Here is an 11884-nt window from a genome sequence, read left to right on the forward strand (position 1 = left end):
GCCCCGATCCAGAAAAAACGCACAGTGTAGACGGAGGCGAGCGGGCCGGCCGCCTTCCCGGGACGCGCGGTGCGCGGGCCGGCAGGGCGGACGTGATTGCCGTGACGGCGAGTCTCGTCCCGTACTTGTTTGCAGCTGATGCGACCGGCGTTCGCGCGTGATGCGCAGGTTCTGCCTTACGAATGAATGATGAGAGCCATCTTATCAAATGACGATGAGGATTGGCACTCACATTTAGAGCAGAGTGTCAAGGAATTGGGACTCGATTGGCAAGCCGGATTTTTCATGATTGGCAGCGTGCGAATGGGCGGGCGTCGCGGCGCGTGCCGGGCGCCGCGTGCCACGCCGCGCGGCCCGACAGGCGGGCGGTTGCGGCCGATCCGCGAATATCGGGCCAGATCTTTTGGCGACGCCGTGGCGGCTGAGTCGACCCGGATGCCGCGATCCCGTTTTTTGCTGTTTTTGATTCAATTTGTGCGCGAATGCGCGGTTTTATTCCACAGTTCGTTGCAATATCGTCCACCCGCCGCCGGAAACCCGGCGCGGGATGTTCGCGCCGGGTGCACAGCTCAGCCTGCCGCGCCGTAGCCGCCGCCGCCCGGCGTTTCCACGACGAACACGTCGCCCGGCGCCATCTGCGCGCGGCCGATGTGATCGAGCGTCTCGACGGTGCCGTCCGCCCGCTCGATCGTGTTGCGGCCGAGCGCGCCGGCCTCGCCGCCCGCCGCGCCGAACGGCGCGTGGATCCGGTTGTTCGACAGGATCGACGCCGTCATCGGCTCGAGGAAGCGAATCCGCCGCACCGCGCCGTCGCCGCCGCGCCAGCGCCCGCCGCCGCCCGAGCCGGCGCGGATACGGTGCGAATCGAGCCGCACCGGGTAACGCCATTCGAGCACCTCCGGATCGGTGAGCCGCGAGTTCGTCATGTGCGTCTGCACCGCGCCGACGCCCGCGAAGCCGTCGCCCGCGCCGCTGCCGCCCGCGATCGTCTCGTAGTACTGGTAGCGATCGTTACCGAATGTGAAGTTATTCATCGTCCCCTGGCTCGACGCGACGCAGCCGAGCGCGCCGTACAGCGCGTTGGTGATCGCCGACGACGTCTCGACGTTGCCCGACACGACGGCCGCCGGATACTCGGGGTTCAGCATCGAGCGGGCGGGCACGATCACGGTCAGCGGCTTCAGGCAGCCGGCGTTCAGCGGGATGTCGTCGCCCACCAGCGTGCGGAACACGTACAGCACGGCGGCCATGCAGACGGCCTTCGGCGCGTTGAAGTTGTTGTCGAGCTGCGCGGACGTGCCGGTGAAATCGATCTCCGCGCGCCGCGCCGTGCGATCGACGCGAATCGCGACGCGAATCTGGGCGCCGTTGTCGAGCGGGTAGCGGTACGCGCCGTCCTGCAGCGCGCCGATCACGCGCCGCACGGCTTCTTCCGCGTTGTCCTGCACGTGCCCCATGAACGCGAGCACGACGTCGCGGCCGAACTGCGCGACCATCCGGCGCAGCTCGTCGACGCCCTTCTGGTTCGCGGCGACCTGCGCGCGCAGGTCGGCCATGTTCTGCTCGACGTTGCGCGCCGGGTAGCGGCCCGACGCCAGCAGCGCGCGTGTCTCGGCATCGCGCAGCACGCCGGCCGACACGAGCTGCCAGTTGTCGATCAGCACGCCTTCCTCGTCGATATGGGTCGAATCGGGCGGCATCGAGCCCGGCGTCGTGCCGCCGATGTCCGCGTGGTGGCCGCGCGAGCCGACGTAGAACAGCGGCGCGTCCGAGCCGTCCGCGAACACCGGCGTGATGACCGTCACGTCCGGCAGGTGCGTGCCGCCGTGGTACGGGTCGTTCAGCATGAACACGTCGCCGTCGCGCATGCGGCCGCGGTTGCGCTCGATCACCGTGCGGATGCTCTCCCCCATCGAGCCGAGGTGCACGGGCATGTGCGGCGCGTTCGCGATCAGGTTGCCGTCGCCGTCGAAGATCGCGCACGAGAAGTCGAGCCGCTCCTTGATGTTTACCGAGTACGCGGTGTTCTGCAGCCGCAGCCCCATCTGCTCGGCGATCGACATGAACAGGTTGTTGAAGATCTCGAGCCGCACCGGGTCGGCGTCGGTGCCGAGCGAGCGGCGCGTCGGCAGCGGCGTCGTGCGCGTCAGCACGAGGTTGCCCTGCGCGGTCATCCCGGCGCGCCAGCCGGGCTCGACCACGGTCGTGCCGTTCTGCTCCGCGACGATCGCCGGGCCGTCGATCGCGTCGCCGGCGAGGAGCGTGTCGCGCACGTACAGCGCCGCGTCGTGCCACTGGCCGCCGGAATAAAAGCGCACGGCCGCGTGCGCTTGCGGCGCCGCGCCCGCCTCGCGCGGCGCGAGCGGCGCGATATCGACCGGCGCGTCCGAGCGGCCGATCGCCTCGACCGACGCGAGCTCGGCCACGAGCGGCGTGCCGGGCATCAGGAACGCGTAGCGCTGCCGATACGCGGCCTCGAACGCCTGCTGCATCGCGGCGACGCTGCCGGCCGGCACGTCGAGCGCCGAGTCGGTGCCCTGATAGCGCAGGTGCACGCGCCGTTCGGTCGCGATCCGCTCCGGCGGCACGCCCTGTTCGAGCAGCGCGCCGATGGCCTCGTCGGCCAGCCGGTCGAGCGCGGCATTCAGCGCCGGCAGCGATTCGTCGGTCAGCACGGCCTCGACCGCGCGCTCGCGCATGGCCGTCTGGTCGGCAAGCCCCATCCCGTACGCGGACAGCACGCCCGCGAGCGGATGCGCGAACACCTGCGTCATCCCGAGCGCATCGGCCACGCCGCACGCATGCTGGCCGCCCGCGCCGCCGAACGTCGTCAGCACGTAGCGCGATACGTCATGGCCGCGCTGCACGGAAATCTTCTTGATCGCGTTCGCCATGCTGCCGATCGCGATCTCCAGGAACCCTTCGGCGAGCGCCTCGGGCGTCTCGCGCCGCCCGGTCGCCGCATGGATCTCGTCGGCGAGCGCCGCGAACTTCGCGACCACGCCGTCGCGGTCGAGCGGCTGGTCCGCCTGCGGGCCGAACACGCGCGGGAAATGATCGGGCTGGATCTTGCCGAGCATCACGTTGCAGTCGGTCACCGTCAGCGGGCCGCCGCGCCGGTACGCGGCCGGCCCCGGGTTCGCGCCGGCCGATTCGGGCCCGACGCGCAGCCGCGCGCCATCGAAGCCGAGCACGGAGCCGCCGCCCGCCGCGACGGTATGGATGCTCATCATCGGCGCGCGCATCCGCACGCCGGCCACCTGCGTCTCGAACACGCGCTCGAATTCGCCGTTGTAGTGCGACACGTCGGTCGACGTGCCGCCCATGTCGAAGCCGATCACCTGGTCGAAGCCGGCCGCGCGGGCCGCGCGCACCATCCCGACGATGCCGCCGGCCGGGCCCGACAGGATCGCGTCCTTGCCCTGGAACGCATCGGCGCGCGTCAGCCCGCCGCTGCTCTGCATGAACTGCAGGTTCACGCCCGGCATCTCGTGCGCGACCTGCTCGACGTAGCGGCGCAGGATCGGCGACAGGTACGCGTCGACGACGGTCGTGTCGCCGCGCGACACCATCTTCATCAGCGGCGACACCTCGTGCGACACCGACACCTGCGTGAAGCCGATGCGGCGCGCGAGCTCGGCCAGCGCGCGTTCGTGCGCGGTATGGCGGTAGCCGTGGATCAGCACGATCGCGAGCGCGCGCACGCCGCTGTCGAACACGCGGCGCAACGACGCTTCGGCGCCCTGAACGTCGAGCGGCGCGACCACGTCGCCATGCGCGCCGACGCGCTCGTCGATCTCGACGACCGTCTCGTACAGCGCGTCGGGCAGCACGATGTCGAGATCGAACAGGCGCGGCCGGTTCTGGTACGCGATGCGCAGCACGTCGCGAAAGCCGCGCGTCGTCGCCAGCGCGGTACGCTCGCCCTTGCGTTCGAGCAGCGCGTTGGTCGCGACCGTCGTGCCCATCTTCACCATGTCGACGCGCTCGGGCGTGATCGGCTCGCCGGCCGCGAGGCCGAGCAGGTGGCGGATGCCGGCCACGGCCGCGTCGCGGTATTGCTCGGGGTTCTCCGACAGCAGCTTGTGCGTGACGAGCGTGCCGTCCGGCCGGCGCGCGACGATATCGGTGAACGTGCCGCCGCGGTCGATCCAGAATTGCCAGCGTGCGGCGTCGGAGGAAACGGGGGAAAGGTGTCGATCGGTCATGATGTCGGGTCGATGCGTCGTTGATTCGAGGGACGAGCGCCGCCGCACGGCGCGCGTCGCGCGCCGTGTCACGGTGTCGATGAAAGGGGAAGAAAAACGAACGGCCGGCCGCCGCCGTCGGTCAGGCGGCGTCGAGTTCGCGGCCGCGGGTTTCGGGCAGCGTCAGCGCGGCGACGATCACCACGCCGTAGGCGGCGACCGCGAAGATGCCGATGCTCGTGCCGAGCCCGTACTGCCTGGACAGCGCGCCGATCAGGAACGGGAACAGCGCACCGATCGCGCGGCCCACGTTGTAGCAGAAGCCCTGGCCGGAGCCGCGCACGCGGGTCGGGAACAGCTCGGTGAGAAACGCGCCCATCCCCGAGAAGATGCCCGAGGCGAAGAAGCCGAGCGGGAAGCCGAGCCACAGCATCGACGCGTTGGTCAGGTTCAGCGACGTGTACGAGAACGCGATCACCATCGAGCCGACCGCGAACAGGATGAAGTTCGGCTTGCGGCCGAGGCGGTCGGTCAGGTACGCGCTCGTCAGGTAGCCGACCCACGAGCCGAAGATGATCATCGCGAGATAGCCGCCGGTGCCCATCACGGTGAGATGCCGCTCGGTCTTCAGGAAGGTCGGCAGCCACGTCGTGATCGCGTAGTAGCCGCCCTGCGCGCCGGTCGTCAGGAGTGCCGCGCGCAGCGTCGTCGTGATCAGCTTCGGCGCGAAGATCTCGGTGAGGCGCGGCGCGTCGGCCACTTTCGCCTGCGCGGCCTTTTCCTTCTCGTAGACGTCGGGCTCCTTCACGTAGCGACGGATCGCGACGACCAGCAGCGCGGGCGCGAGCCCGACGAGGAACAGCGCGCGCCACGCCTGCTCGGCCGGCAGCACCGAGAACAGCAGCGCATACAGCAGCGCGCAGAGCCCCCAGCCGATCGCCCAGCCCGATTGCACGAGGCCCACGGCCCGGCCGCGGTCGCGCGCGCGAATCACCTCGCCGATCAGCACCGCGCCGGCCGTCCATTCGCCGCCGAAGCCGAAGCCCATCAGCGCCCGCGCCGCGACCAGCTGGTGGTAGTTCTGCGCGAGCCCGCACAGCGCGGTGAACACCGCGAACCACAGCACCGTGAGCTGCAGCGTGCGCACGCGGCCGATGCGGTCGGACAGGATGCCGGCGATCCAGCCGCCGAGCGCCGACGCGAGCAGCGTGACCGTGCCGATGAAGCCTGCGTCGGCGAGCGAGATGCCCCAGGTCGCGACGAGCGTCGGGATGACGAACGACAGCATCTGCGTGTCCATCCCGTCGAGCATGTAGCCGACCTTGCAGCTCCAGAATGCGCGGCGCTCGCGCGGCTGCGCATCCGCGTACCACGAGAACAGGCCGCTGCGCTCGCGGCTCGCGGGCTCGGCGGCGGGCGCCGCGAAGGTCTTGCTTTCCATGGTGGTGCTCCTGTCGTTGTGCGCCGTCAAAGGGCGTGGGGTGCGGTGTGTCGTATGTGCGTGGCGTACCGGATGCCGGCCGCGTCAGAACACGGCCAGCGACGCGTTCGGGATGTCGGTCATCAGCATGTGGCCGGGCGTATGCGCGATCGCGATCGGCAGCTTCGCGTCCATCAGCGCGGTTTGCGGCGTCACGCCGCACGCCCAGAACACCGGCAGTTCGCCGTCGCGAATCGTCACCGCGTCGCCGAATTCGGGCGCGTTCAGATCCTCGATGCCGAGTTCCCGCGGGTGGCCGATATGGATCGGCGCGCCGTGCACGCCGGGGAACCGGCTCGTGATCTGCACCGCGCGAATGGCGTCGGCGCCGCGCAGCGGCCGCATCGACACGACCAGCTGGCCGCCGAAGATGCCCGCGCGGCGGTTCGCGATCGACGTGCGGTACATCGGCACGTTGCGACCTTCCTCGACGTGGCGCAGCCCGATGCCTTCGCGGGCGAGCATGTCCTCGAACGAGAACGAGCAGCCGATCGCAAATACGACGAAATCGTCGCGCCACAGCGCTTCGAGCGACTCGACGCGCTCGGTCAGGCGGCCGTCCCTATATATGTTGTAGCTCGGCACGTCGGTGCGGATGTCGAGATCCTCGCCCAGCGCGTCGATCCGGAACGCACCCGGTTCGCCGACGCCCAGCAGCGGGCAGGCCTTCGGGTTGGCCTGGCAGAAGCGCAGGAAATCGTGCGCGTACGCGTCGGGCAGGATCGCCAGGTTCGCCTGGGCAAACGGGCCGCAATGGCCGGCGGTCGGGCCGCGGAACGCGCCGCGGCGCACGGACTGGCGGAATTCGGAAGGCGTCATGAGAATCGGTCTCGGGTCGGGATGACGTGGCGATGACGGTGGTGTGTCATCGGATACGGCGAAGAATAGAAAGGAAAAAATTTTGTCGCCAACGAGTTTTTTTGCGCCCGCTGTATAGAATTTCTTAACGGATCCGCGGGTTTTCCCCGGTCCCGTTCACTTTTCGTCGGCGGCAAGCTGCGCATCCACTGCTCGCTCGACCACCATGAACACGCGTTTTCTCGAAACCTTCGTCACGCTCGCGAAGCTGCGCAACTTCCGCACGACCGCGGCTGCGCTGCACGCGACGCCGGCCGCGATCTCGCAGCGCCTGAAGGCGCTCGAGGACGAACTGCACACGGTACTCGTCGATCGCGACAGCCGTGAGTTCCGGCTCACGCCGAACGGCGAATACCTGCTCGGCTATGCGAAAGCGGTGGTCGAGGCGACGCAGGAGCTGCAGGCCGCCGCGTCCGGCGAGAGCGCCCTGCGCGGCAAGCTGCGGCTCGGCGTGATCGAGACGGTCGTGCACAGCTGGCTGCCGCACTACATGCGGCGGCTTGCGGCCGACTATCCGCAGCTCGAGATCGACCTGACCGTCGACGTCAGCGTCGTGCTGCAGCGCCGGCTGATGGCCGGCGAGCTCGACCTGATCATCCGCGTCGAGGGCAGCGACGAGGCGTCGGTCGTATGCGATGCGCTCGCGAACTACCCGGTGCGCTGGATCGCGCGCGCCGGGCTGCTGCCGAACACGCGCACGGGCCTCGCGCGGCAGGTGCTGCGCCAGCCGATCCTCACCTACGGGCGCGGCACCGCGCCCCATCGCGCGCTGGAAGACATCGTGCGCACGCTCGCGCACGCGCACGGCGTGCCGCTGTCGGAGACGCGCATCACCGGGTCGCCGTCGATCTCGGTGATCGTGCAACTGGTGCGCGACGGCTTCGGCGTCGCCGCGATTCCGGTGCTGTTCGTCGACGCGCTGATCGAAAGCGGCGAAGTCGTCGAGCTGCCGCTGCAGCCGTCGCCGCCGTCGATCGTCGTGTCGATGTCGCGGCGGGCCGACGCGCCGCGGTTCGTGCACGGCGCGTCGATCGCCGCGCGCGCGGCATGTCACGAGTATTGCGAGAAGAGCACGCGGTTGCTGGTCGAAGCGCTTTGACCGTGACGCGCCGGATGACGCGCGTTCGACATCGCGGCGCGAATCGCCCACAATCGCGTTCGGCGCGTCGCCACATCGGCGCCGCGCGTCGTGAATGACGGCCCGGCCGTCCGGCATTCGTCGCTTCGCATGATCGTGCACCACGGGAAAGCAACATGCAGATTCGCTCCGCTTCGCCCCGCCCGACCCTCGCGCGCATCGTGATCGTCGCGCTGTATGTCGCGTCGCTGCTACTGCCCGTCGCGGCCGAACCGCCGAATGCGGCCGGCGCGGTGAGCTGGTGGCACGGCTACACCGTGCTCGCGCTCGGGCCGCTCGCGATCCTAGACCTGCAATTCGCATGGCTCGGCAACCCGCTGCTCGTCGTCGCGCTACTCAGGCCGAGCCGTACCGTGTCGGCGCTGCTGGCCGTGGTCGTGGTCTTTGCGCTCGGGTGGCATACGATCCCGACCGACGCGAACTACGAAACGATCCGTACGTTCGGGGCCGGATACTACTTGTGGATTGCAGCGATCGCGGGCGCCGCCGCGCTACCGTGGATCGACGGGCGCGGGGGGCAGGAGGACGGTGCGCCGGGCCCTGCCGCCGGCGCCGCGGATGCGGCCGTGCCGACCGGCACCGGCCCCCGCACCGCGGCCCGGCCGAATGCCCGGCCGCGCGGCTGGACCGTGACGGCAACCGATACGCGCATCGAGTCGACCGACCGGACCGGAGCGACGCGTGGCATCGCGCTGTCCGACCTCGGCGCGATCCTGATCGAAACCAACGACCAGGGGCCGTTCGCGTCGGATGTCTGGTGGGTCCTGTTCGATACGAGCAGGCAATTCGCGTGCGCATTCCCGCAGGATGCGGAGGGCGCGAAGGCGGCGGTCGATCGGCTGCTCGACCTGCCCGGCATCGATCACCGCAAGGTCATCGACGCGCAGACGTCGATCCAGAACGCGACGTTCCCGATCTGGGAGCGCCCGGCGCGCGAACCGGCCACGCCGGGAGACGCCGGCGCGACCGCCTGACCGGCAGCCGTTACGCGGAGGGCTCCGCACGCGGCGGCGTCAGCTTGCCGTCGCCGTACTCGCGAAGCACCTGCGAAATCACGACGCGATACCCGTCCAGCCAGCGCGCGTGCTTCGCCTTGGCTTCGAGATGCGCGGGATGCTGCATCAATTGCCGCAGCGCCGCCTCGGATTCCCAGTAGTAGACGTTCTGGATCAGGCCAGCTTCCGCGTTCTCCCACGTTTCCTCGCCGAGATAGCCGGGCGTCGCGCGCGCCACGTCGGCGATCTGCCGGTCGAGCCGGTGGAATTCGTCGTCGTACTGCCCGGCACGGAAAATGAAGGTCGACGCGTACATGTCCGCTCGCTCTGCAACGATTGAAAGAGCGCAAGTGTAAGGCACACGCGGCGTACCGCGATCGTCAGGCGGCGAGCGAATCGGTGTCGACGCGATCGTCGAGCCACGCGTCGATGCGCGGCGCGTCCTCATGCGTTGCGGCTGCCGGAGCCGGCATGGCCGCAAGCGCGCGTCGCGCCCGTTCCAGCGCCTGCGCGAAGCCGCGCAATTCGTGCGTTGCCGGCCGGTCGTCGGCTCGTCGGCGCGCGAGCGCCGCTTCGATGCGGGTGCCGATCAATGCGAGTTGAGCATCGATCAAGTCGATGCACAGTGCGCGACAATGCGCGGAAACCGGTGCGACGGCCAACAGCACCGGCACGATCGACACGGTCAGGTAGCCGCCGGGCGCAAGCCGCGACAGCGCATGACGCACGTCGTGCCCGCCGTCGGTCAACGATGCGAACACGGCGTCGCGCCACACCGCACGCTCGAACACGAGCGCATCGCGATGCGCGTCGAGCGCCGCACGATCCGCGACCTGCCCGGCCGTCACCAGCGGAATCGGAAACGCCGGCTCACCGGCGGGTTGCCCGCTTCCCGCCGTGACGATGCAGTTCGCGCCCAGCCACGCCGCATCGTCGCGCCGTGCCGCGAGCACGCGCGACTGCAACCGGTCGGGCAGCATCGGATCGAGCGGCACCGCGCGGCAGATCGACGGCTTGTTCGCGTGCACGCCGCAACGGCCGTCGTCGGCAAGCGCCGCGCAGCGGCCCAGCGACGGATAGTCGTAGCCTTGCAGCGTCAGCGCGAGCCATTCGCCATGCACGCCGCCGCCGCGGTGGAACAACCGGTCCGCCAGCGCATCGGCGGCCGCGACGTCGGCCGCATCGAGCGCATGCTCGAGCCCGCCAGCCTGCCAGCGTTCGCCGATCCGGCGCTTCGGCACGCGGCGAATCGTCAACGCGCCGACGAAGCGATGCCGATGCCGGAACAGTTCGCGCAACGACAACGTGGGCGCGCTGTTGCAGCAGCGTCCGCAAGCGTTGCACGCGAGCAGCCAGGTGTCTACCATGGCCGCCGCACCGAATCCTGGTAGCGCGTGAGGATGAAGCGCGCGACGTCGTCCGAGTGATACGCGGCGACGAGCTGCGCGACCCACGGCTTCGCGCGATCGGCGTCGCGCACCGTCAGCACGTTCGCATACGGCGAGCGGGCGTCCTCGAGGCTGATGCTGTCGCGCGCGGGCTGCAGCCCGAAGCGGGCCGCGTCGTCGCTGTCGATCGCGACGAACGCGGCCGTGTCGAGCGCCGCGTAAAGCCGGTCGCGGCGCAGCGCGACGAATTTGAGCCCGAGCCGGTTGCCCGTCACGTCGCGCAGCGTCGCATGCAGGCCGGCTTTTTCGCGCAGCGTCACCAGCGTGTCGTTCTGCAGCAGCACGAGCGCGCGCGCCAAGCCGCGCGGATCGGCGGGAAGCGCGACCGTCGCGCCGGGTTGCAGTTCGTTCAGGCGCTTCAGCTTGCGCGAATAGAACGCCATCGGCAGCGTGACCGTCGGCGCGACTTCGGTCAGCGCATAGCGCTTGCGCGCACGCGTCGCGGCAAGCTGTTGCGCATCCTCGAAGCTGGCCGCGTCGATGCGCCCGTCGGCCAGCGCCGTGTCGATGCGCGACGCATCGTCGAATTCGACGACGTCGACGCTCAACCCACGCGCGGCCGCCACCCGCTTCACTTCGTCGAGAATCTGCGCATGCACGCCGCGCGTGACGCCCACGCGCACGGCCGGAGCGGCGGCTTCGGCGGCTATCGCCGCGCCGTGATGCACGACGCCACATGCGGCCAGCAGCCAGGCCGCCACCCAACGCCCGATGCGCGTCGTCATGACGCGTCCCTCAGGATCGTGCGGAAGCCGATATGCGACGCGCCGAGATCGGCTTCCTGCTGTTCGCGCGACGATGCGCGATAGCGCACGCAGTAATCGCGCGAGCACAGGAACGAGCCGCCCTTGATGACCATCGGCGTATCGTGCCGGTGCGTCGGCGGGGCGACGGCTGCCGTGTCGCCGTTCGTGTGCGACTGATGCGGGCCCGTGTACGCGTCCTTCGTCCATTCCCATGCGTTGCCGATCATGTCGTAAAGACGAAAGCCGTTCGCCGCATAGCAGCCGACCGGCGCCAGCCCCGCATGGCCGTCCTCGGCCGAGTCGAGCACCGGAAACGCGCCCTGCCAGTAGTTCGCGGCCGGCTTGCCGTGCGCATCGCGCGGCGCCGCATCGAGCGATGCGTCGTCGCGGCCGGCCTTGCCCGCGTATTCCCATTCGGCCTCGGTCGGCAGGTCGCGGCCGAGCCAGTGCGCATACGCGAGCGCATCGCGCTGCGTGACGAGCGCCACCGGCAGGTTGCCGAGCCCGTCCACGTTGCTGCCGGGCCCGCGCGGATGCCGCCACGACGCGCCCTTCACCCACGACCACCACGCGAGGTCGCGCGCATTCAACTCGTCGCGCGTCGGCACATGGAACACCGCCGCGCCGCCCTGCTGCTCGGCCTCGGTCACGTAGCCGGTCGCCTGCACGAATGCCGCGAACTGCGCGATCGTCACGTCGGTCTGGTCGATCCAGAAGCCGCCGACACGCGCGCGCCCGTCGCCCGCCGGACGCTCGTCCGCATAGCCGCGCGTGCTGCCGAACACGAACGCGCCGCCGCGCAGATGCACCATTCCGGCCTTCGGATCGTCGCGCCACTTCGCGGGCAGCCCCGAATAGCGTTCGCACGCGCGCTCCGAACCGAGCGGCGCGAGCGCGCGGCCGCGATTCAGCTCGTCGAACGCGTCGCCTGCCGGCGCCGCCGGATTCGCATAGCCCGCCGCGAACGCGGCGGCGAACAGCGTGGCGGCCAGCGCCGCGCCGATCGTCCAGAAACGCAACCGCATCGTGTCG

9 protein-coding genes are annotated in these 11884 nt (G+C 69.9%); 2 read left to right on the top strand and 7 right to left on the bottom strand.

The window, feature by feature from the left end; genetic code table 11:
* Positions 1–569: 569 nt before the first annotated feature.
* The 3 genes from LGN10_RS02545 to LGN10_RS02555 form a co-directional block, all read right to left on the bottom strand.
* Positions 570–4208 carry a hydantoinase B/oxoprolinase family protein gene (locus LGN10_RS02545; protein ID WP_226221578.1) on the bottom strand — a complete coding sequence of 1213 codons (3639 nt, stop codon included), beginning with the start codon at positions 4206–4208 and terminating at the stop codon, positions 570–572.
* A gap of 121 nt (positions 4209–4329) precedes the next feature.
* Positions 4330–5628, bottom strand: coding sequence for an MFS transporter (locus LGN10_RS02550; protein WP_059579978.1), 1299 nt, complete (start codon positions 5626–5628; stop codon positions 4330–4332).
* A gap of 84 nt (positions 5629–5712) precedes the next feature.
* A complete protein-coding gene (locus LGN10_RS02555) occupies positions 5713–6486 on the bottom strand; it encodes a putative hydro-lyase (RefSeq protein WP_059640380.1) in 774 nt (257 codons plus the stop codon).
* A gap of 205 nt (positions 6487–6691) precedes the next feature.
* Between LGN10_RS02555 and LGN10_RS02560 the strand changes: the two genes are divergently transcribed.
* The gene (locus tag LGN10_RS02560; protein ID WP_059579973.1) at positions 6692–7624 is read left to right on the top strand and encodes a LysR family transcriptional regulator; all 933 of its coding nucleotides are present in this window, start codon (positions 6692–6694) and stop codon (positions 7622–7624) included.
* A 155-nt stretch (positions 7625–7779) separates the two neighbouring features.
* Positions 7780–8637, top strand: coding sequence for a hypothetical protein (locus tag LGN10_RS02565; RefSeq protein WP_226221580.1), 858 nt, complete (start codon positions 7780–7782; stop codon positions 8635–8637).
* 10 nt (positions 8638–8647) lie between these two features.
* On the opposite strand, the gene LGN10_RS02570 is transcribed toward LGN10_RS02565, so the two are convergent.
* From LGN10_RS02570 to LGN10_RS02585, 4 genes are all read right to left on the bottom strand, one after another.
* Entirely contained in the window at positions 8648–8974 is a 327-nt protein-coding gene (locus LGN10_RS02570; protein WP_226221582.1) for an antibiotic biosynthesis monooxygenase family protein, read from the bottom strand.
* A gap of 64 nt (positions 8975–9038) precedes the next feature.
* Positions 9039–10025, bottom strand: a complete 987-nt coding sequence (locus LGN10_RS02575; protein WP_226221584.1) for a YkgJ family cysteine cluster protein — start codon at positions 10023–10025, stop codon at positions 9039–9041.
* Complete coding sequence (locus LGN10_RS02580; protein ID WP_226221586.1) at positions 10019–10831, bottom strand: MetQ/NlpA family lipoprotein; 813 nt, start codon at positions 10829–10831, stop codon at positions 10019–10021. The genes LGN10_RS02575 and LGN10_RS02580 overlap by 7 nt, the downstream gene beginning before the upstream one ends.
* Entirely contained in the window at positions 10828–11877 is a 1050-nt protein-coding gene (locus LGN10_RS02585; protein ID WP_226221588.1) for a formylglycine-generating enzyme family protein, read from the bottom strand. Before LGN10_RS02585 ends, LGN10_RS02580 begins: the two co-directional genes overlap by 4 nt.
* Positions 11878–11884 lie beyond the last annotated feature (7 nt).

The organism is Burkholderia sp. AU32262 (assembly GCF_020419985.1).
Classification (GTDB): Bacteria; Pseudomonadota; Gammaproteobacteria; order Burkholderiales; family Burkholderiaceae; genus Burkholderia; species Burkholderia semiarida.